The sequence below is a fragment of the Saccharopolyspora antiqui genome (genome assembly GCF_052246905.1).
GTDB lineage: Bacteria > Actinomycetota > Actinomycetes > Mycobacteriales > Pseudonocardiaceae > Saccharopolyspora.
On the sequence record NZ_JBQQBO010000016.1, the window covers coordinates 53,339 to 73,427 of the forward strand.

19 protein-coding genes are annotated in these 20,089 nt (G+C 70.1%); 4 read left to right on the forward strand and 15 right to left on the reverse strand.

From position 1 onward, the window contains the following. Nucleotides 1-84: 84 nt before the first annotated feature. Nucleotides 85-1,320 (forward strand): MFS transporter, encoded by a 1,236-nt coding sequence (locus tag ACTWQN_RS23875; protein WP_443205778.1) that lies wholly within the window; start codon nucleotides 85-87, stop codon nucleotides 1,318-1,320. Nucleotides 1,321-1,620: 300 nt separating this feature from the next. On the opposite strand, the gene ACTWQN_RS23880 is transcribed toward ACTWQN_RS23875, so the two are convergent. The 10 genes from ACTWQN_RS23880 to ACTWQN_RS23925 all read right to left on the reverse strand — a co-directional run bounded on the left by ACTWQN_RS23880 (nucleotide 1,621) and on the right by ACTWQN_RS23925 (nucleotide 11,433). Further along, a complete protein-coding gene (locus ACTWQN_RS23880) occupies nucleotides 1,621-2,553 on the reverse strand; it encodes an SDR family NAD(P)-dependent oxidoreductase (protein ID WP_443205779.1) in 933 nt (310 codons plus the stop codon). Between the two features lie 130 nt (nucleotides 2,554-2,683). Further along, entirely contained in the window at nucleotides 2,684-3,799 is a 1,116-nt protein-coding gene (locus ACTWQN_RS23885) for a zinc-dependent alcohol dehydrogenase (RefSeq protein WP_443205780.1), read from the reverse strand. Continuing rightward, nucleotides 3,796-4,041, reverse strand: coding sequence for a hypothetical protein (locus ACTWQN_RS23890; protein ID WP_443205781.1), 246 nt, complete (start codon nucleotides 4,039-4,041; stop codon nucleotides 3,796-3,798). Before ACTWQN_RS23890 ends, ACTWQN_RS23885 begins: the two co-directional genes overlap by 4 nt. Continuing rightward, nucleotides 4,038-5,117 carry a hypothetical protein gene (locus tag ACTWQN_RS23895; RefSeq protein WP_443205782.1) on the reverse strand — a complete coding sequence of 360 codons (1,080 nt, stop codon included), beginning with the start codon at nucleotides 5,115-5,117 and terminating at the stop codon, nucleotides 4,038-4,040. Before ACTWQN_RS23895 ends, ACTWQN_RS23890 begins: the two co-directional genes overlap by 4 nt. After that, a complete protein-coding gene (locus ACTWQN_RS23900) occupies nucleotides 5,114-5,668 on the reverse strand; it encodes a UGSC family (seleno)protein (RefSeq protein ID WP_443205783.1) in 555 nt (184 codons plus the stop codon). The genes ACTWQN_RS23895 and ACTWQN_RS23900 overlap by 4 nt, the downstream gene beginning before the upstream one ends. Before the next feature lie 259 nt (nucleotides 5,669-5,927). After that, complete coding sequence (locus tag ACTWQN_RS23905) at nucleotides 5,928-6,998, reverse strand: ABC transporter ATP-binding protein (protein WP_443205784.1); 1,071 nt, start codon at nucleotides 6,996-6,998, stop codon at nucleotides 5,928-5,930. Next, complete coding sequence (locus ACTWQN_RS23910) at nucleotides 6,995-8,092, reverse strand: ABC transporter ATP-binding protein (protein ID WP_443205785.1); 1,098 nt, start codon at nucleotides 8,090-8,092, stop codon at nucleotides 6,995-6,997. Before ACTWQN_RS23910 ends, ACTWQN_RS23905 begins: the two co-directional genes overlap by 4 nt. After that, complete coding sequence (locus ACTWQN_RS23915) at nucleotides 8,089-8,955, reverse strand: ABC transporter permease (RefSeq protein WP_443205786.1); 867 nt, start codon at nucleotides 8,953-8,955, stop codon at nucleotides 8,089-8,091. The genes ACTWQN_RS23910 and ACTWQN_RS23915 overlap by 4 nt, the downstream gene beginning before the upstream one ends. Beyond that, nucleotides 8,942-9,958: an ABC transporter permease gene (locus ACTWQN_RS23920; RefSeq protein ID WP_443205787.1), complete on the reverse strand. Its 1,017-nt coding sequence runs from the start codon at nucleotides 9,956-9,958 to the stop codon at nucleotides 8,942-8,944. The genes ACTWQN_RS23915 and ACTWQN_RS23920 overlap by 14 nt, the downstream gene beginning before the upstream one ends. Then, nucleotides 9,955-11,433, reverse strand: a complete 1,479-nt coding sequence (locus ACTWQN_RS23925) for an ABC transporter substrate-binding protein (RefSeq protein WP_443205788.1) — start codon at nucleotides 11,431-11,433, stop codon at nucleotides 9,955-9,957. Before ACTWQN_RS23925 ends, ACTWQN_RS23920 begins: the two co-directional genes overlap by 4 nt. A gap of 592 nt (nucleotides 11,434-12,025) precedes the next feature. Between ACTWQN_RS23925 and ACTWQN_RS23930 the strand changes: the two genes are divergently transcribed. The 3 genes from ACTWQN_RS23930 to ACTWQN_RS23940 all read left to right on the forward strand — a co-directional run bounded on the left by ACTWQN_RS23930 (nucleotide 12,026) and on the right by ACTWQN_RS23940 (nucleotide 14,946). Further along, a complete protein-coding gene (locus ACTWQN_RS23930; RefSeq protein ID WP_443205789.1) occupies nucleotides 12,026-13,333 on the forward strand; it encodes a GAF domain-containing sensor histidine kinase in 1,308 nt (435 codons plus the stop codon). Nucleotides 13,334-13,340: 7 nt separating this feature from the next. Then, nucleotides 13,341-14,006: a response regulator gene (locus ACTWQN_RS23935; protein WP_443205790.1), complete on the forward strand. Its 666-nt coding sequence runs from the start codon at nucleotides 13,341-13,343 to the stop codon at nucleotides 14,004-14,006. Between the two features lie 124 nt (nucleotides 14,007-14,130). Continuing rightward, on the forward strand, nucleotides 14,131-14,946 hold the full coding sequence (locus ACTWQN_RS23940) for an IclR family transcriptional regulator (RefSeq protein WP_443205791.1): 816 nt from the start codon (nucleotides 14,131-14,133) through the stop codon (nucleotides 14,944-14,946). On the opposite strand, the gene ACTWQN_RS23945 is transcribed toward ACTWQN_RS23940, so the two are convergent. Genes ACTWQN_RS23945 through ACTWQN_RS23965 form a run of 5 tightly spaced genes read right to left on the reverse strand, consistent with a single transcriptional unit; the run spans nucleotide 14,947 to nucleotide 20,064 of the window. Next, entirely contained in the window at nucleotides 14,947-15,963 is a 1,017-nt protein-coding gene (locus tag ACTWQN_RS23945) for an amidohydrolase family protein (protein ID WP_443205792.1), read from the reverse strand. Nucleotides 15,964-15,974: 11 nt separating this feature from the next. After that, nucleotides 15,975-17,078: a zinc-dependent alcohol dehydrogenase gene (locus ACTWQN_RS23950; protein ID WP_443205793.1), complete on the reverse strand. Its 1,104-nt coding sequence runs from the start codon at nucleotides 17,076-17,078 to the stop codon at nucleotides 15,975-15,977. Beyond that, on the reverse strand, nucleotides 17,075-18,172 hold the full coding sequence (locus ACTWQN_RS23955) for a hypothetical protein (protein ID WP_443205794.1): 1,098 nt from the start codon (nucleotides 18,170-18,172) through the stop codon (nucleotides 17,075-17,077). The genes ACTWQN_RS23950 and ACTWQN_RS23955 overlap by 4 nt, the downstream gene beginning before the upstream one ends. Then, nucleotides 18,169-18,762 carry a UGSC family (seleno)protein gene (locus tag ACTWQN_RS23960; protein ID WP_443205795.1) on the reverse strand — a complete coding sequence of 198 codons (594 nt, stop codon included), beginning with the start codon at nucleotides 18,760-18,762 and terminating at the stop codon, nucleotides 18,169-18,171. The genes ACTWQN_RS23955 and ACTWQN_RS23960 overlap by 4 nt, the downstream gene beginning before the upstream one ends. A gap of 12 nt (nucleotides 18,763-18,774) precedes the next feature. Beyond that, a complete protein-coding gene (locus ACTWQN_RS23965; protein WP_443205796.1) occupies nucleotides 18,775-20,064 on the reverse strand; it encodes a phenylacetate--CoA ligase family protein in 1,290 nt (429 codons plus the stop codon). Nucleotides 20,065-20,089: the final 25 nt, after the last annotated feature.

Sequence of the window (20,089 nt, forward strand, 5' to 3'; positions counted from 1 at the left end):
AGCAGGAGGGCGAGGACCCTGACCGCAGACGCTTCCGCAGCAACTGGAGCAACGGGGACCGGCCAGCCGAGCCGACGCACCCTTTTGCTCGCCAGTACCATCGGCACGTCGATCGAGTGGTACGACTACTACATCTTCAACACCGCCTCCGCGTTGGTGTTCGGGATGCTGTTCTTCCCGCAGTTCTCGCCCGTCGCGGGCACTCTCGCCGCCTTCGCCACCTTCGCCGTCGGGTTCATCGCGCGGCCGTTGGGTGGTGCCGTGATCGGGCACTTCGGTGACCGCATCGGCCGCAAGTCGATGCTCGTGCTCACCCTGCTGCTCACCGGGCTGTCGACGTTCTTCATCGGCCTGTTACCCAGCTACGCCTTGATCGGCATGGCCGCACCGGCGCTGCTGGTGCTGCTGCGGCTGGTGCAGGGCTTCGCGGTCGGTGGCGAGTGGGGCGGTGCGGTCCTGGTCGCCACCGAGCACGCGGGTCCGCGCCAACGCGCGCTGTTCGGCAGTTTCGCGCAGTTCGGCGTGCCGATCGGGGTCATCACCTCCAATCTCGCGTTCCTGGCCGTGGCCGGGCTGCCGGAGGAGGACTTCCGGTCCTGGGGCTGGCGAATTCCGTTCCTGCTCAGCATCGTGATGCTGGTCGTCGGCCTGGTCGTGCGACGCAAGCTCAACGACAGCCCCGAATTCCAGCGGCTGAAGACGCAGCAGGCGGTGAGCAAACTGCCCGTCGCCACGCTGTTCCGCCGCGCCCCGCTGACCCTGCTGCTGGCCAGCATCGCGTCAATCGCGGCTCCGGCGGTCGGTTACGCGGTGATCGTCTACATGCTCAACTACGGCACCCAGGTCGTCGGTTTCAGCCGACCGACGCTGCTGACGCTGATCCTGCTGTCGGCGGTGCTGTGGATCGTGATGATCTACGTCGCGGCGCTGTGGGCGGACCGGTGGGGGTCGAAGCGGGTCTACACCGCGGGTTCGATCCTGGCCGTGCTGTGGGCGTTCCCGCTGTTCTGGCTGGTCAACACCGGCAATCCGGGGGCAGCGCTGCTCGCGTTCCTGGTCGCGGCCGTGGTGCAGGCGCTGATGTCGGGTGCCCAGGGCGGGCTGTTCACCGAGATCTTCGACGTGGACACGCGCTACAGCGCGATTTCCATCTCCTACCAGCTCGGCGGAATGGTCGGCGGCGCACTGACGCCGATCGTCGCCACGGCGCTGTACGCCGCGTACAACTCGTCGGCCGCGATCGCGGCCTACCTGTTCGCGATGTGCCTGCTCAGCCTCCTCGGCCTACTTGCCATCCGAGCCCCGAAGCAAACGACCTAACCGAACCCCCGAACTCCTCAACCCACGAAGTGGTGCCCCACCACGATCGGCACGAGGTGAAGGGCACCTTTCACCAAGTAACTTGGCGAAAGGTGCCCTTCACCCACCACTCGATTGGTGGCGAGGTGCACCGGAGCGGAGCTGGGATCCCGCGAGTTCACCCGGGTGTGGAATGAGTGAAGGGCACCTTCGACCGGCTATGTCGGTCAAAGGTGCCCTTCACTCTTAACCCGAACGGAGAACGGGAGCGCGTGCCGGGTTGCTGAGGATTCGGGGGTGGGTGTTTAGCGGCGGTGGGATCTACGAGACTTCTTGGTCGAGTTCTCCGGTGATGTCGAGTGGGATCAGGGGTAGCGGTCCGGCGGTGTCGGCTGCCGCTGCTGGGAAGTAGGCGAAGTTCTTCGCTCGTGCGCCGCCGTCGACGACCAGGTCGATGCCGGTGATCAGCCGCGCGTAGTCCGAGCACAGCCACGCCACGCAGTGCCCGATGTCGGTCGGAGTTCCGGTGGTGCCCATCGGGACCATCGGTGGGCGCTGTCCGGTCCACCTCGCCGGGCGGCGCCACGACTCCGTCCCGGACTCGCCGCCGATGCCGTGGCGGTGCGGCCGTTCGAGCACACCACCGGCACCCCGCTCGGCGATCAGGTCCGGGTTGTCCGGGGTCGGCGCGGTAGGCGTGAAGCTGTTGACTCGAATTCCGTAGGGCGCCAGGTCCATTGCGGCGGCCCGGACGAAGTTGTTGACCCCGCCCTTGTGGAAGGCGTACGCGATCACACCGGCCGAACCGGACCAGCCGTTGGACGACGAGATCGCCACGATCGAGCCGCGGATGCCGTTCTCGGCCATGTGCCGCCCGACGTGCTTGGTGTTGAGGAAGTTGCCCAGCGCGGCGACCTCGACGGCGCGGCCGAAGAACTCCGCGCTCTCGTCGAGGACGCCCTTGCCGCCGAGCAGGGCGGCGTTGTTGACCAGGATGTCGATCTGGCCGAACCGCTCGACGACGGCCTGCACGTAGCCGATCACCTGCTCTTCGTCGGTGACGTCGCCGGGCACCGAGATCGCGGTACCGCCGTTGCGCTCGATGCGCTCGGCCGCGGTTTTCGCGGCGTCCACGTCGATGTCGTTGCAGGCCACCTTCGCGCCGTAGCGCGCGAGGGCGAGCGCGATACCGCTGCCGATGTTCGGGCCAGCACCGGTGACCAGCGCCACCTTGCCTTCCAGCGAGATGTCCACCTGTACTCCCGTATTGGTTCCGGCGTTATTGGTTCCAGCGTTGAAGGTTTGCGCGGATCGGCGTGCGTGGTGTCCGGGGTCGTGAGTGGTTGTTTCAGCAAGAACCGGGACTCACAACACGCCCTCCCGGTCAGTTCCGGCCCGGGGCAGTCGGCGAGATGGTCACGTGCGTGGCACCCGCGACATCGGTTTCGCCCGCCAGGGTGCGGATGGCCTGCTCGGCATCTTCGAGACCGAAGGTGGCGCTGTGCAGCTTCTGCAGCGGGAACTGTTCGGATTCGATGATCCGGATCGCCTCCACGTAGCCGCGCGCATCGACGCTGTAGGCACCGACCACCGTCAGCCCCTTGCCGATGATCTCGTCGGTGACCACTGGAATCGCGGCGCGGCCCTTGAGCCCGGCCAGCACGACGCGCCCGCCGTGCCGGGCGATGCCCAGCGCGTCGGTGATGGGCTGATGCGCCATCGGAGTCAGTTCGAGAACGACGTCGGCCAGCCGTCCGCCGGTCAGATCGTGCACCGCCGAAACGACGTCGACCGCATCCGCGCCGTCCACGACGAGCGTGTGGTCGGCCCCGAACTCCCGTGCCAGTGCGAGCTTTTCGGCATCCTGTTCCAGACCGGTGACGATGATCTTGCTGGCGCCCGCGGTGCGCGCGGCGATCACCGCGGAGATACCGCGCTGTCCGCTGCCGAGCACGACCACGGTGTCGCCGAGCCGCACCTGACCCAGGTGCAGTGCCCATCGCACCCCGGCGCCCAGCGGGTTGAACATCACCGCGAGGTCGGCGGGCAGGTCGCCGCGGACCTTGTGCAGAATCGCGTTGGGATGCAGGTAGAGGTAGTCGGCGTACCCGCCCCACAGGTGCGGGGCCACGTCGACCGGGGTGACCCCGTAACTGGTGCGCTTGTTCGGGCAGGACATGTAGCCGCCGGTCAGGCAGTGCTGGCAGGCGCGGCAGGGCAGCAGGATCTCGACGGCCACCCGGTCGCCCGGTCGCACGCCCCAGCGCGCCGCTGCCGCGTCGCCGATCTTCTCGATCCGGCCCAGGATCTCGTGTCCGGGGACGAACGGCGGGCGGTCCCCGCCCAGCGCGCCCCGGTAGGTTTCGACATCGCTGCCGCAGATCCCGCAGGCCTCGACGCGCAGCAGCCCGTCGTCCGCGCCGGTGCTCGGGATCGGGAACTCCTGCATTTCCAGGGTTCTCGCGGCGGTCTGGACGACGGCGCGTGCGGTCTCGGTCATGCGTTGCCACCTGCCTCCGATTCGCCCGGGTAGATCAGCGTGATCCGCTCCTCGGGCACCCCGAGCGCGCTGTTGAGGACACCGCGCATCAGCGGTTTGGGCACGAGGCACTCGTCGCACGCCTGCGGCCCGGCGGTGATGCTCACCCGCAGTTCGCTGCCGAACTCGGCGACGGCCAGCTGGTAATCGTCGGCGGCCAGGGTCTTGCGCAAGTTGTCCAATGCGGACTCGTCGATGGTCACCCCAACACCTCCTGCATCTGTTCGCGCGGCGCGGTGGTCCGCTGGACGGGATGGGCGGTGCGCGACCAGCCCGCGAAGCCGAAGGGCCGCACCACCATCGACATCGCGGCGTTGCGGGCACCGGCGACCACGATCGGGATCTGCTCCGGGTTGGGCACCGCGTGCAGTCCGTCCTCGTCGACGTTCGGGAACTCGCCCGCGTTGAGGGCCTTACCGGCCCGCCGCAGGTCGGCGTGGCTGCGCACGGCGTGTTCGGCGAGCCACTGCTGCACATCGGACTTTCCGAACCCGGCGTCGGCCAGCAGCTGGGCGTGCTCGACACCCAGCACCAGTCCTGCCGAGGAATGCGAGCCGATCGCCGCGCCGGTGCGGGCAACGGTGTCGCAGATGTCCCAGAGCACCTCCTCGGCGTCCTGGGTGTGCCGGTTGTCGACGAACTCGCAGGTGCGCAGCAGCAGGGCGGAGACCGCATCGGTACCGGGCGGCAGGCCGAGCTCCACCGACAGCGGTTCCCAGGGGCTCTCCTCTTCGTTCTCCCCGACGCACAGCGTCCAGCGACCCGGAATCCCCTGGGTGGCCTGCTCCAGCTCCTGCGGTCGGATGCCGAAGACGTTGCGCACCACCAGACCGATGGCGCGTGCGATGGTGGCGTTCGCCCGGAATCCGGGCCCGAGCACCCCGCCGGTGGAGTTGATGCCCAGCTCGGTGCGGATCGGGCCGTTGATCACGAGCAGCGGCGCGGGTCCGCTGGTGCTCTGCCAACCGCCGCCGGTCACGATCTTCTGCTGCATGAGGGCGTCCCACGCGGCGAGCACGATCGGGAAGTACTCCGGTAGGCATCCGGCCAGTCCGGCGTTCACCGCGGCCTGCTCGACCGTGCATTCCCGGCGGAGGTGCGGGACCGAGGCGATCACCTCGTCGCGTGCTCGCGGGGTGGCGGCGAGGAATTCCTCGACCATCGCGGCGGTGACCGGCACGACCGGAAGGCCGTCGGTCCACCCCTGGGCGTAGGCGTGCTCGATGGCGCGGCGGGCGTAGTCGAGCCGCTCGGCGTCGCGCTCGACCTCGCCGGTCACGCTACGACCGTCGCGTTCGACGGCGTGGTGAGCATCCCGACTATTCCGGGCAGGATGGCCTGGGCCCGCTGGTCCACTTCGTCGGCGACCAGCGGTGCCACCGGATGCGGGGTCGTCAGGTAGGTGTAGCCGGGCTCGCCCTGGGCCTGGGCCATCGCGTCCGCGCTCAGCCGGAACGCGTCGCTGCAGATCACGACCGCCGGGCGACCGGCGGCCTCGGCGGCCAGCCCGTCGACGACGGCCGAGGCGCTGCAGGATCCGCAGTCGCCCACTCCGACGACGATGACGTCGCAGGAGTCGACGAGTTCGGCCAGCATCGGGGCGGGCGCCGCTTCGGCGATGTTCAGCTTCTTGCGGCGAACCACACCCGCCGTCCCGTGCTGCGCGGCGAGCAACTCCGCCACCGCGTCGAGGAACTGCTCGGCGTTCTTCTTGGTATTGGCCAACAATCCGACGGTCAGTCCGCTCAGCTCGGCGGGCCGCGGGGCCCGGACACCGGATTCGGAGCTGGCGGCCGGGCGGGCAGTCGGATCGATCATCGCCTCGAACATCGGGGGCTCCCTCGGTCGGATCGCGCTGCCGACGGGTGCGCCGCGCAAACGCGGTGGCTCGACGGCCGACACGGCGACGTCGAAACGTCGTGGATACCGTCGGCTCCGCAAGCCGCAGCCGACGGCCTAATCGAACGGTACGGTCGGGGTGAACCGGGTCGCTACGGGGCTTTCGCGTCGCGGAAACAACGCCCCGCGATCATTCGGCCTGCACCAACCACTTCGACACCGTGTCTACTTTGGACTGAAAGGATTTCGGTCAGGTGGTCGACGCGGTGCCCACCGCGTCCTGAGCTCGCCCGGAACCGGCGGCCTCCAGCGGAAAGTGGCAGGCCACGTAATGGCCGGGGGCGCGCTCGCGCAGCGCCGGTTCCTCCTCGGTGCAGCGCTGCTGGGCGCGGGGGCAGCGGGTGCGGAACCGGCAGCCGCTCGGCGGATGCAGCGGCGACGGCGGTTCACCGCTCAGCGGCGCCGGACCACGCGTCCGGCCCGCACCGGGCGCCAGCCCCGGAATCGAGGCCAGCAGCGCCGCGGTGTAGGGGTGCTGGGGCTGCCGGTAGAGCCGCTCGGCCGGTCCGACCTCGGCGAGCTGGCCGAGGTGCATCACCGCGACCCGATCGCTGACCTGCTTGACCAACGCGAGGTCGTGCGAGATGAACAGGTAGGACAGTCCCAGCTCGCGGCGCAGCTGCTCGAACAGGTTGAGCACCTGGGCCTGGACCAGCACGTCCAGCGATGACACCGCCTCGTCGCAGATCACCAGCGCCGGGTTCAGCGCGATCGCGCGGGCGATGGCCACCCGTTGGCACTGCCCGCCGGAGAGTTCGCGCGGGCGCCGCCTGCCGAAGGTGCCCGGGTTGAGCCCGACGAGATCCAGCAGTTCCCGCACCCGTTCGCGCCGGTGTTCCGCACCGCGCACGCCGTATCCCAGCAGCGGCTCCTCCACCAGGTCGACGACCCGCCAGCGCGGGTTGAGCGAACCGAAGGGGTCTTGGAAGACCATCTGCAGCTGCCGTCTGGCCTCCACCAGCTCGCGCCGCCGCAGCCGCATCAGGTCGGTGCCCTGGAAGAACACCTCGCCGGATTTCGGCCGAGGTGCCTGCAGGATGGACCGGGCCAGGGTGGATTTTCCGGAACCGGTCTCCCCCACCACGCCGAGGGTTTCGCCGGGCTGGATGTCCAGCGACACGTTCGACACGGCGTGCACCACGCCGCCCTTGAGCCCGCCCGCGCCCCGCGAGGTGAACTGCTGCACGACGTTTCGCACCCGCAGCAGCGGCTCCGCGGTCTGCGCGGCCGGATCGTCCACGCGCTCGTCGACTGCTGTCATCGCTGCGCTCCATCTTCGGCGTTGTCCTGGGGGCCCGCGCTGTCGTCCGGGGCCGGATGCCAGCACGCCCACCAGTGCCCGGGCTCGTGCTCGGCGAAGGGCGGTGCCTCGGTGCACTGCTCGGTCGCCGCGTCGCAGCGCGGCCGGAACGCGCAGCCGGTCGGCGGCGAACCCAGGTCGGGCGGCTGGCCCGGGATGACCGGCAGCAACGTGTGCGGCGGCCGCTCGACCAGCGGGATCGCCCCGAGCAGGGCCCGGGTGTAGGGCATCCGGACGTGCCCGAACAGCGTGCTCACGGATGCGTACTCCACCGCCCGACCCGCGTACATGACGATCACGTCCTGCGCGTAGCTCGCGGCCAGTCCCAGGTCGTGGCTGATCAGGATGACGGCCATGCCCAGCCGCTGCTGCAGTTCCAGCAGCAGCTCCATGATCTGCGCCTGGGTGGTCACGTCGAGCGAGGTGGTGGCCTCGTCGGCGATCAGCAGGCGCGGCTCGGCGGCCAGCGCGATCGCGATCATCACGCGCTGCCGCATGCCGCCGGAAAGCTGGTGCGGGTACTCGAAGAACCGCTGCTCCGGGGCGGCCAGCCGGACCAGCCGCAGCAGTTCCACCGCGCGCTGCTTGGCCGCGGCGCGGTCGATGTCGGCGTGCGCCCGGACCGCCTCGGTGATCTGGCTGCCGATCCGCATCGTCGGGTTGAGCGAACGCGCCGGATCCTGGAAGACCATCGCGATCTCGGCACCGCGACGGCGCCGCATCTCCCGCTCCGGCATGCCGACCATCTCGGTGCCGTCGAAGCGCGCCGAACCCGACACCTGGGCGCTGGGGGGCAGCAGCCCCATCAACGCCCGGACGCTGACGCTCTTGCCGGACCCCGACTCCCCGACGATGGCCAGCATCCGACCGGGCGCGAGCTCGTAGGACAGCCCGTTGACCGCATGCACGCGACGGCCGCGCTGGGCGAACCGGACGCGCAGGTCCCGCACTTGCAGCAGTGGTGCGGTGGCCGATTCGGCAGGCCCGGTGGGCTGCGCGGTCCCTGCGGTGGCGGAGACGTCCTCGGTGGCGAAGGTCGTGCGGTCGGTAGTCATTGGCCGCTCCATCGGGCGCGCAGGGTCTCACCGAGCAGGTTGAAGGCGAGCACGGTGACCAGCAGCACCGCGCAGGGCCACACGACGAGCATCGGCGTCGCGGACAGGCTCTGCTGTCCCTGCGCGATCATGTTTCCCCAGCTCGGCGCCGGTGGCGGGATGCCAAGTCCCAGGAAGCTGAGGGCTCCTTCGATGACCATCACGATGCCCATCCCGAGCATCGCGAAGGTGGTCAGCTGCGGGATGATGTTCGGCGCGATGTGGCGCAGCAGCACCCGCTGCCCCGACGTCCCGCACAGTTCGGCCGCGGCCATGAACGGCTGCTCCCGCAACCGCAGCGTGGCCGCCCGGGAGATCCTGGCGAACGCCGGGATGCTGAAGAACGCCAGCGCCAGGATGGTGTTGGTCTGGCTGGGCCCCAGGCTCTGCGCCACCGCGAGGGTGAGCACCAGCGACGGGAAGGCGATCAGCACGTCCAGGACGCGCATGATCAACGTGTCGGTGAGCCCACCCACGTAACCCGACAATGCGCCCAGCGTTCCGCCGACGGCCAGCCCCAGCAGGTTCACCGCCACCGCGACCGTCAGCGACGAACGCCCCCCGTGCAGGATCCGGGCGAAGATGTCGTTGCCGTTGGGATCGGTGCCGAGCAGGTGGCCCGGCGAGAACGCGGGCAGGTAGGACTCCAGGACGTTGCCGCCGATCGGTGGTGGGACCGGCAGGATCAGCGGCCCGACGAAGCAGGCGGCCACGATGATCGCCAGCACCGCCGTCGGCAGGATGATCTCCAGGTGGCGGAGCCACGCCCGGCTCGCGGTGGGCGTGTCCCGGACGAAGGTGTGTGCTGCCTCAACGACTGCCATAGCGGATCCTCGGGTCGAGCACGGTGTAGAGCAGGTCGGCGATCAGGTTGGCCAGCACGGTGACGACGGCGAACACCACGACGCACGCCTGCACGACGACGAAATCTCGGGTGTTGATCGCCTGCAGCATGAGCTGGCCGAGTCCGGGCAGGGCGAAGATCTGCTCGATGATCACGGTGGCGCCGATCAAGGTTCCCAGGTTCAGGCCGACCACGGTGATCAGCCCGAACGCCGAGTTGCGGAAGGCGTGCAGCAGCAACACCCGCCACGGCCCGATGCCCTTGGCCCGGGCCACCACGATGTAGTCCTCGCCGCGCAACTGGTCGACGAGGTCACCGCGCAGGAACCGGGTGTAGAAGCAGAACAGCGGGAACGCGATCGCCACCGCGGGCAGCGCCATGGAATGCAGGTTCTCGCCCAGGCTCTCCGACGGCGGTACGTAGCCGATGGCCGGGAACACCGCCAGGTTCACCGCGAACACCAGCACCAGCAGCAGTGCCAGCACGTAGTTCGCCACGGACAGCCCGGTGATGCTGACGACCATGCTGACCCGGTCGAAAAGCCCGTTCGGCTTGTAGGCGGCCAGAAGCGCGACCGGGATCGCCAGCCCCAGCGAGATGATGAACGCCAGGGCCACCAGCTCGCCGCTGACCGCCAGGTGCTCCCAGAGCAGGTCGGTCACGTGCTGGCCGCTGACCACCGAGGTGCCCAGATCCCCGGTGACCGCGGCACCCAGCCAGCTCAGGTAGCGCAGCGCCGCAGGTTGGTCCAGGCCGAGTTGGAGCTCCAGGGCCCGGACCTGCTCGGGGGTGGCCTCGGCGCCCAGCAGCTGCTGGGCGGCGTTGCCGGGGATCAGGTTGAGCACCCAGAAGGTCAGGATGCTCACGCCGAGGAGGATCGGCACCGCCATCAGCAGCCGTTTGCCGATCAGGCGAACGCTGGGCGAGGCGGCCAGCCGCGCCACGCGGGAGCCCTGCGGACGCGACGCGGAGACTGTCGTCACTGCTGGGCCCTCCACACTTCATCCCAGAGGATCCCGCTGTTGACGACGATCGGTGGGATCTTCGTGGTCAGGCCGGGGCCGTGCACGTCGGTGGTCGAGATGTTGGCCGCCGCGAACGCCAGGCCGAACGGTGCGTAGGCGTTGTCGCTGATGTGCTTGCTGGCCTGCAGGTAGAGGGCGTCGCGCTGGGCGGGGTCGATCGTGGCGGCGGCCGCGTTGAGCAGCTCGTCGAGCCGCGGATCGTTGACCCCGCTGAACGGCGAGGTGGACGAGAACCGGAAACTGACGCCCACCCCGGAGGCCGGATCCCACGCCCCGGCGGTCTGCAGCATCGACTGCCACTTGCCGGACTGGAACTGCTGCACCAATGTGGACAGTTCGTACTTGGTGACCTTGACGTTGATACCGGCCTGCTGCCACTGCGTCTGCAGCGCGGTCATGACCTGCTCGGCCACGTAGTTGCCGAGCGTGCCCAGCTCCACGGTCAGCCCGCCGAGCTCGTTCACCAGCTGCCGGGCCCGCGCCGGGTCGTAGGCCGGGTACCCGTCGACGGTGTCGTGGTGGAACAGCCCGCCCACGCCGGTGAACGTCTCGCTGACCGGGTACTCGCCGCGGAAGAGGCCCTGCGAAATCGCTTTGAAGTCCGTCGCGTGGTAGATCGCCTCGCGCGCCCGCTGGTCGTTGAACGGCCCGGCTTTCGTGTTGAGCTGCACGACGTACGGCGAGGTCGGCGGTTGCACCGCCACGACGAGCCGGTTGTTGGACTTGGCCTGTTCGAGCAGCGGCGTGGTGTTCAGGCCCTCGTAGGCCTGCGCCTGCCCGGCGAGCAGCGCTTGGTAGGCGGGCTGATCACCGCCGATGGATTTGAACGTCAACCGGTCCAGGTAGGGCAGTCCCTGCTTGAAGTAGCCGGGATTGCGGTTCAGCACCAGCTCGGAGCTGAGCTTGTTGGACTCCACGGTGAACGGCCCGGCGCCCACCGGCTTGATCCGGAACTGCTCCCCGCCGAGGTTTTGCAGCGCGGTCGGCGAGGCGATCCAGTTGGCGTTGGACGCGGGGAATGAGTTGATCACGGCGGCGTAGGGCCGGGTGAAGCGGAGCAGCACGGTGCGCGGGCTTTCGGCGATGATGCCGTTTTCCGCCAACGGCCACGTCGGGCGGCAGGTGCAGGGCGAGGTGACCGCCCGTCGCAGGTTGAACGCGACCGCCTCGGCGTCCAGCGGAGTGCCGTCGCTGAACCGGATCCCGTCCCGCAGCGTGATCCGCACCTCGTTGCCGCCGTTGAGGAGCTCGTAGCTCTCGGCTTGGTTCGGCACCACCTCGGCGCCGGTACCGTCGTCGTTGGCGTGCAGCAGGAAGAGGCCGCCGTAGATGGCCATCATCTGCGAGATGTTGGCGCCTCCGGTGGTGTTCGTCGCCGGGTCCAGCCCGGTGGGCCAGCCGCCGGCGAAGCTGACGTCTTCCAAGACGGTCATCTCGCCACCGCGTTGGGGCGGCCCGGCGGCCTGCGCATTCGACGAACTGCCGCCACCCCCGCAAGCAGTGGCGAACAGCAGCGGCGCCAAGAGGAGGGACAGTGCTCGCAACCTGCTTCTCACGTGCGTACTCCCGCTTCGGTAGCGATCGGCGCGGCTACCGAAGCCGGCTCCGGTGCCGATCCGTCGTGGGGGCGAGCGCTCAGTCCCCGGGGCGGGTTGTGCACACTGCCCGCATTCCGAGTGACTGGGCTCACTTTCTCGCGGCTACAGCCTCGCGAGTGAGGAGCACTGTCCTGCAGGCGGATTTCGCCGGGCGAAAGACAAGTTCACGCCTCGCCGGGCGGTTGCGGTGTTCGGCGGACGCCGGGCGCAGCGCAGTCGACGCAGCGGGGCCGATCGGCAGGCGGAACCCGGCGGCCGCGATCGGGCTACGTCATTTGTCGCGGTCGACATGGGCATCTGCGGCCGACCAGCGCGAACCTGCCCGGAGGCCTTGTGGCCGTCCCGTCCGCTGGCGAGACTGTAGCCGATCCGGTGGGCGACCTGCCCCCACCTTGCAACAACCAACAACGTTGACAAAGGGGTCGGCGTGAGCGAACGGGCGACCGCGGGCGAGCAGCGCCAGCCGAGCACGCCAGACTGCTGTCCCACCTGCGGACAGCCGACCGGCGGTGGTGCGGCGAAGGCCGATGGCACCGGCGGCGACGCCCGGCACGAGCAGCGCCGGCTGGCGGCGATCGCGCGGGCCGCCTCCAGCGTGGCCGACGCCGGATCGCTGAGCGTCACCCTGGACGTGGTCGCCCGGGAGGTCGTGCAGGCCGAGCACATCGCGGCCGCCCAGATCCTGCGCGTCGAGCACGACGCGATGCAGATCCTCGGCAAGGCCGGTTTCACCGACGCCGAGGACTTCCTCGATCGGCTTGAGGAGTGCCGCAAGCTGGGTGCCCGCATGATGTTCGTCGAGGCGTTCCGGACCGGGCGGCGGATCGTGGTGCCGCACCGCAAGAAAGCGATTCTGGACGACCCCACCTGGGCCCCGCTGCACGCGATCATGGGTGCGCCGGAGTGGGACAGCTTCGTGGCCGTGCCGCTGGTGGTGCGCGGCCGGGCGGTCGGCGTGCTCAACGCCTACTACGAGCCGGGGGAGATTCCCGGGGCGAGCGCGCTGGAATTCCTCGAAGCGATGGCCGACCAAGCCGCGACCGCGGTCGACTCGGCCGACCTGCTGGTGCGCAGCCGCCGCGACGCCCAACTCGACGAGCGGGCCCGGCTGGCCCGCGAACTGCACGATTCCGTGGTGCAGCACGTCTTTTCGATGCGCATGCAGGCCAAGGCGCTGCGCGCCCAGGTCGAGCCTGGTCGGACGAGCAGCCCGGAGCGGGTGCGGGCGGTGGCCGACGAACTGCTCGGCCTGGCCCAGCACGCGCTCGCCGACCTGCGCGGCCTGGTCTTGCAGCTGCACCCCACCGAACTCGTCGGGCGCGGCCTCGTCGCCGCGGTGCGCGAGCACGCCGAATCCGTGCAGGCGGCCACCGGCCTCACCGTCGAGGTCGTCATCGACGAACCGTGGCTGATCCCCGAGTTGCCCACCGAGCTGCAGGAGGATCTCTACCGCATCGTCCAGGAAGCACTGCACAACGTGGTCAAACACGCCTGCGCGAATCGTGCTGTGGTACGCATCAACACCGTCGACGGGTCGGGGCGCGACCACCTCCTGGTGGAGATCTCCGACGACGGCAAGGGGTGGCAGCCGAAGCAGGAACGGCGCGGCGGACTCGGCCTGGTGTCGATGACAGAACGGGCACAACGGTGGGGAGGCCACATGGAGATCGACAACGCGGACCGCGGCTGCCGGGTGCGGGTCCGACTACCCGCTGCGCACGGCGGCGGACGGTGAGTCGACCATGACCGAGCCAGAACTCATCCGCGTGCTCGTCGTCGACGACCACGCCGTGGTGCGCCGCGGGTTGGCGGCCTACCTGGAGAGCACCCCTGACATCGAACTCGCCGCCGAGGCGGCCAACGGTGCACAAGCCCTCGAACAACTCGCGCGGCTGGCCGAGGAACAGCGACCGCCCCAGGTGGTGCTGATGGACGTGCTGATGCCGCAGATGGACGGCATCAGTGCGATCCGGGCCATCGTCGAGCGCTACCCCGACGTGCGGATCGTCGTGCTGACCAGCTTCGGTGAGGTCGAACGGGTGCACGCCGCCTTGCGGGCGGGCGCCGCCGGGTACCTGCTCAAGGACGCCGACCCGGACGAGATCGCGACCGCCGTCCGGGCCGCCTCGCGGGGCGAGGTGCTGCTCGATCCGGCGGTCGCCGGTCGGTTGACCCGTCGGCTCGTCTCGCCGCCGACCGGGCTGGCCGCCCTCACCCTCCGGGAACGCAGCATCCTCGCGCTCGTGGCGCAGGGCATGTCCAACCGGCAGATCTCCGCGGAGCTCTACATCAGCGAGCGCACCGCCCGAACCCACGTGAGCCATGTCCTCGCGAAGCTCCAGCTGTCCTCGCGAACCCAAGCGGCGCTGGTGGCCATCCGGGAAGGACTGATCGCGCCACCCAGCTAGCCGCGCCCTTGGACGACCCGCCAGTCGAGCCCATGAGTCGAGCCCATCAGTCGAGTGAGAGTGCGACCGATTCCCAATATCCCGCGCCGGTGACCCGGAGGTGCGAATGGCAGTGATACCCGAGATGAGGACACCCACGCCGACTGACCCACCGGAAGCGCCGCGGCAGACGGCGGCCGGTCGGGTGCTGGCCGTGCTCGACGCGTTCGGGCCACGGCACCGCACCCTGTCGCTGAGCGAGATCTCCCGCCGGGCCGGGCTGACGCTGCCGACCGCGCACCGGCTGGTCCGGGAACTCGTGGGTTGGGGAGCGCTGGAGCGCGGCGCCGACGGCCGCTATTCCGTCGGGCTGCGGCTGCTCGAACTGTCCGCCCTCGCGCCGCGCGGGTTGGAGCTGCGCGAGGCGGCGTTCCCCTACCTCGAAGATCTGCACCAGATAACCCGGGGCAACGTCCATCTCGCGGTGCGCGACGGCCTGGAGGTCGTCTACGTCGAGGCGCTGCGCGCGCGGGTGCGCAATCCGGTCAGCAGCCGCGTCGGCGACCGCTGGCCGATGCACGCCACCGGCACCGGTCTCGTGCTCCTCGCCCACGCCACAGCCGATCTGCAGGAGCAGGTGCTCCAGTCGTCGCTGGAGCGCTTCACCCAGCTGACCGTGGTCGATCCGGCCGAGTTGCGCCGCAGGCTCGCGCACGTCAGGCAGACCGGTGTGGCGGTGGCGCGCGGGCAGATCACGTTGCCCGACCTGGTGGTCGCGGTGCCCGTGCTCGGCCCGGACGGCGAGATCACCGCGGCGATCAGCGTCGTGGTGGAGACCGAGGACGCCCGCCCGCGCGAGCTGGCGGCCCTGCTCACCCAGGCCTCCCGATCGATCTCACGCGCACTTCGGCCGCACCGGCAGGTCGAGGCCGTACCGGAGCGGCCGACGCCGCGCGTGTGATCACCTGCCTGGGGATCGCACCGGGTCGATCCCCAGCCATCGGAAGGCGTTGTCCCAGGTGATGTTCGCCAGCACGTCCTCGGGAAGATCCATCGACCGCAGGGTGGCCCCGGCGGGGTCTTCGCGCGGCATGGCCGGGAAGTCCGAGCCGACCAGCAGGCGGTCGGCCCCGAACAGGTCGATCAGGTACCGCAGGGCGCGCCGGTCGAACACCAGCGAGTCGTAGTAGAAGCGGCGCGCGTACTCCAGCGGTGACGGACCGTCATCCGGCATGACGGCACGTTCGGGCACCGGCGGTTCCTCGTTCCAGGAACCGCCCCAGAAGTACTGGGCGCGGGGCAGCATCAACGGGTATCCGCCGGCCGCGTGGCTGAACGCGATGCGCAGCTCCGGGCACTTCGCGGCGGTTCCGCCGGTGACCAGCGAAGCGGCCGCCAGCGCGCCTTCGATGCCGACCACGTAGGTGCCCATCGCGCCCGCGGGCAGCCGGTCGGTCGCCGTCGGCATGGCGTGCACGAAGATCGGCAGTCCCAGCCGCTCCGCCTCGGCGAACAACGGCAGGAACCGTTCGTCGCCGATCGAGGCACCGGCGATGTTGGAGGCGATCTCCACACCGCGCAGGCCCTGGTCCCGGATCGCGGTCAGCTCCTTGGCGGCGGTGTCCGGATCCTGCAGGGCGACCATGCCGAAGCCGATCAGGCGGCTCGGGTGGGCGGCGCACAGGGTCGCGGTGAACTCGTTGACGTGCCGGGCCAGCGACGCCCCGTCCCGGGCGGGGAGGTCGTAGCGCAGCAGTGGCGGCATCGGCGTGAGCACCTCGACGTCGACGCCGGAGGCGTCCTGCGCCTCGATGCGGCGTTCGGCGTTGAAGAACACGTCACGAGCGCGGAACTTGGTCGCCCCGAACAGCAACGTCCGGGCCGTGTCGCCGTCGACCGGCTGCATCCGGGGGAAGCACTCGGGCGCGTCGGCCGGGTAGTCGTAGGGCAACAGGTGGGCGTGGGCGTCGACGAGCACGCGGACCTCCGTCAGCTGTGCGGATGAACCGAGACGTGCACCGCGGGATCGCCTGCCACGTCACCGGCGAGGGTGTCCATCGCCAGCGCGGTGTCGTCCAGGCCGAACGAATGCGTGTGCAGCTTCTCCAGCGGGAAACGCCCGGACTCGATGATCGCGATCGCCTCGGCGTAGGACCCGGCGTCGACGCCGAAGGCGCCGATGACGTGCAGGGCCCGGTTGATGATGAGGTCGGTGCGCACCGGCACGTCGCGGTTGCCCTTGAGCCCGGCCAGCACGACGCGGCCGCCGTGCCGCGCGGCCAGCAGCGCGTCGGTGACCGGTCCGGTGGCCATCGGGGTCAGTTCGAGGACGACGTCGGCCATCGCGCCGTCGGTGATCTCGCGGACCCGCTCGACGGTGTCCTCCGCCTCGTCGCCGTCGACGACGATGGTGTGGTCCGCGCCGAATTCCTTGGCCAGCGCCAACTTGTGCGCGTCGGAGGCGAGGCCGGTGATGATGATCGTCCCGGCACCGGCGGCGCGGGCGGCGATCACCGAGGCGATCCCCCGCTGGCCGCAGCCGAGCACCACCACCGTGTCGCCGAGCTGGACGTCCCCGAGGTGGGCTGCCCAGCGCACCCCGGCGCCGAGCGGGTTGAACATCACCGCCAGTTCGGCGGGCAGCCGGTTGTCGACCTTGTGCAGGATGGCGTTGGGCGTGAGGTACAGGTATTCGGCCAGCCCGCCCCACAGGCCGGGCGGCGTGCCCAGCCCGGTCACCCCGTGGCCGATGGTGCGGTTGCGGCAGGACTGGTAGCGCCCGATCAGGCAGTCGTGGCAGACCCGGCACGGCACGATGACCTCCAGCGCCACCCGGTCGCCGGGCTGCACGCCCCACCGCTTCGCGGCGGTTTCGCCGATCTCCTCGATGATGCCCAGCGGCTCGTGCCCCGGGATCACCGGGTATTGGCCCATCCGCAGATGGCCCTTGTACATTTCGACGTCGCTGCCGCAGATGCCGTTGGCCTCGACGCGAAGCAGGCCGTCGTCGTCCCCGATCCGTGGCCGGGGGAACTCGCGCAGCTCGATCTGCCGGGGGCCGACCTGGACTGCGGCTCGGACCATGTCGCTCATCGGGTCTCCTTCGTGGTGCCTACTGCGTCGTGGGCAACGGATGTGGCCGTGGTGGCGGACTCGATCCCGACGGCGGTGCCGGACCAATCGGCGAACAGCCGCACCACCATGGAAATCCCGGCGTTTCGCGCCCCGGACACGGCTATGAGCAGGTTCTTCGGGTCGGCAGACGGCAGCAGCCGGTCGAAGTCGGCGCTGCGCGTTCCGCTGGCGTGCCGGACCCCGTTGTCACCGAGCCCGTCCTTGCCGACCGAAGCCAACTCGTCCACCGTCCGTCCACAGTGGTCGGACAGCCAGCCGCGCACCTCGGCGCGGCCGAATCCCGCACCGGCGAGCAACTGGGCGTGCTCCGGGCAGAACACGATGCCCGCCGAGGCGTGCCGGAAGATCCACGCGCCGGTGCGGGAAATCGTGTCGGCGAAGTCGGCGAGCAGTTGCTCGGCGCTGCTGGTGTGCCGGTTGTCCACGAACTCGCAGGTGCGCAGCAGGGTCGCCGACACCGCCGAAGTCCCGGCGGGCAGCCCGGCCTCCTCGGCCAGCGGCTCCCACGGGCTCTCCTCCTCGTTCTCGGCCAGGCAGATCGACCAACGGCCGGGAAGTCCCTGGGTGGCCTGCTCCAGCACGTGCGGGTGGATGCCGAAGACGTTGCGCACGATGAGCCCGATCGCCCGCGCGACGGTGGCGTTCGCCCGGAATCCCGGTCCGAACACCCCGCCGGTCGAGTTGAATCCGAGCTTCTCGCGGACCGGTCCGTTGACGATGATCAGCGGGGCCGGTCCGCTCGTCGACTGCCAGCCGCCGCCGCTGGCGGCCCGCTCCCGCATCAACGCCTCCCACGTGGCGAGCACCACTGGGAAGTACTCCGGTTTGCAGCCCGCCATGGCGGCGTTGATCGCGGCCAGCTCGACGGTGACCACGCGGTCGAGCTGCGGCAGCCGCCCGATCACCGCGTCGCGCGGCAGATCGACGGTGGCGAGGAACCGGTCCACCAGCGGCTGCGAGGCCGGTACCAGCGGCAGGCCGTCCGACCAGTCCTGTTCGTAGCAGTACTCGATGGCGGCCTGCGCGAGGTCCGGGTCGTGCGCGGCGGTCACGATCCCGCCGCCGTGAACAGTGCGACGACACCCGGCAGCACGTCCTTCGCGCGGTCCTGGACCTGCTGCTGCGTCAGGATCGCGACCGGGTGCTCGGTGGTGACGTATTCGTAGCCCGGTGCGCTGCGCAGCTCGGCCATCGCATCGGCCGTCGCGATGAACGCGTCGCTGCAGATGACCGCGGCGGGCAGGCCCGCCCGCTCGAAGAGGATTCCGTCGGCCACGGCCGATGCGCTGCACGATCCGCAGTCGCCGACGCCGGTGATCACCACATCGCATTCGCGGGCGTACTCGGCGATGAGCTCCGCGGGTGCGGGCTGGGCGAACGCGGTCTTGGTGCGCATCAGCACCACCGCGCTGGCACCGTGCTCGGAGACCAGCAGCTCGCCGAGTTCGGTCAGCAGCAGCGCGGCGTTCTGCTTCGTGTTCTCCAGCAGGCCGATCCGGGCGCCCGCGAGGTTTCGGCGGCGCTGCGCCCTTGTCATGGGGGCCCTTGTCATGGGGGCCCTTGTCGTGGGAGCTCTTGTCGCGGTCGCCGCGGTGGCCTGGGTGGCAGCCCGCCCGGTGGGGTCGAGGATGGCGTTGGGCATTGGTTACCTCCTTCAGCTCGTGCGCCGGGTGAGACGGGTCTTCGCCTCGGAGCGCTCGATCGAACCGGGCGGCACGAGCGTGACCGCCGCGCGCACCGACAGGCGGGAGCGGATCAGCGTCTCCAGCTCGCGGACCAGCTCGTCCCGGTCGCCGGGTTGCTCGCCCCACTCGGCTTCCACCCGAAGCGGCGGTTCGACGCGCGGACCTTCTTCGGAGAGCAGGATCTGCATCGCTCCGGTGGTGCGCGGGTGCAGGGCTTGGATGATGTCGCGGATCGCGGAGGGGAAGACGTTCACGCCCAGCACGATGAGCATGTCGTCGGTGCGGCCGAAGCAGCGGATCAGCGGGGCGCCGTCGTCGGCGAGCCCGGTGACCAGCACCCGGTCGCTGGTGCGGAACCGCACCAGCGGGCAGCATTCCCGGTCGACCGAGGTGTAGACGAGTTCGCCGGTGGCGCCGGGCTCGGCCGCGACCGGTGCGCCGCTTTCCGGGTCGATCAACTCGACCAAGACGTGCCGTCCGCCGGTGAAGCGCATGCCCGAACTGCCAGGTACCTCACCGAAGAGCACCGGCGCCATGTCGGCGTTGCCCAGCCCTTCGGCGACCGGCGCACCCCATTCCTGCTCCACGTGCTGGCGGAACGCCGGTTCCCCGCCGCCGGGCTCGCCGCCGACGAAGATCTTGCGCAGGCCGAACTCCTTCGGATCCCGGCCCCGAGCGCGCAGGTACTCCGCCAGGTACCGGGCGTAGGAGGGCGTCGAGTGCAGCGCCGTGACGCCCAACGTCTCCAACGCCAGCACCGCCTTCTCCGACGCGCCGGTGCCGATCGGGACGAAGGTGGCCCCGATCCGCTCGAAGGCGTCCCGGATCGGCAGACCGCCGACGAACAGCGTCAGTCCCGCGGCGTGCAGCACCACGTCCTCGCGACTTGCGCCCATGGTCCGGAATGCGCGGGTGACCATGTCGGTCCAGGCCGCAGCGTCCCGGCGGGTCACCCCGACCCAGCTCGGCTTGCCAGTGGTGCCGGTGGAGGCGTGCACCCTGATGACCTCGGTCATGTCCACGGCGGCATGCCTGCCCAGCGGCGGGGCGTCCGCCTGGGAATCGCGCAGCATCTGCTTGGTGGTGAACGGAAACTTCGCCAGGTCGTCCAGCGATGCGAACGTCGACGGCGTCACCCCGTGCTCGGCGAAGAGATCGGCATAGACCGGGGATCGCGCGGGCAGCCCGTCGAGCTGCGCACGGAGCAGCTCGGTGACGGCATCCTGATCCTCGACGGCGACGAAGCTCGGTGTGACCAACGGATTCCTCCAGGATGCGAGGGAC

Excerpts from the sequence above, each read along its gene's own strand:
- ACTWQN_RS23885 (WP_443205780.1), bottom strand. The coding sequence starts at position 3,799 with ATGACCGAGACCGCACGCGCCGTCGTCCAGACCGCCGCGAGAACCCTG.
- ACTWQN_RS23900 (WP_443205783.1), bottom strand. The coding sequence starts at position 5,668 with ATGTTCGAGGCGATGATCGATCCGACTGCCCGCCCGGCCGCCAGCTCC.
- ACTWQN_RS23905 (WP_443205784.1), bottom strand. The coding sequence starts at position 6,998 with ATGACAGCAGTCGACGAGCGCGTGGACGATCCGGCCGCGCAGACCGCG.
- ACTWQN_RS23910 (WP_443205785.1), bottom strand. The coding sequence starts at position 8,092 with ATGACTACCGACCGCACGACCTTCGCCACCGAGGACGTCTCCGCCACC.
- ACTWQN_RS23915 (WP_443205786.1), bottom strand. The coding sequence starts at position 8,955 with ATGGCAGTCGTTGAGGCAGCACACACCTTCGTCCGGGACACGCCCACC.
- ACTWQN_RS23925 (WP_443205788.1), bottom strand. The coding sequence starts at position 11,433 with ATGACCGTCTTGGAAGACGTCAGCTTCGCCGGCGGCTGGCCCACCGGG.
- ACTWQN_RS23935 (WP_443205790.1), top strand. The coding sequence starts at position 13,341 with ATGACCGAGCCAGAACTCATCCGCGTGCTCGTCGTCGACGACCACGCC.
- ACTWQN_RS23940 (WP_443205791.1), top strand. The coding sequence starts at position 14,131 with ATGAGGACACCCACGCCGACTGACCCACCGGAAGCGCCGCGGCAGACG.
- ACTWQN_RS23950 (WP_443205793.1), bottom strand. The coding sequence starts at position 17,078 with ATGAGCGACATGGTCCGAGCCGCAGTCCAGGTCGGCCCCCGGCAGATC.
- ACTWQN_RS23960 (WP_443205795.1), bottom strand. The coding sequence starts at position 18,762 with ATGCCCAACGCCATCCTCGACCCCACCGGGCGGGCTGCCACCCAGGCC.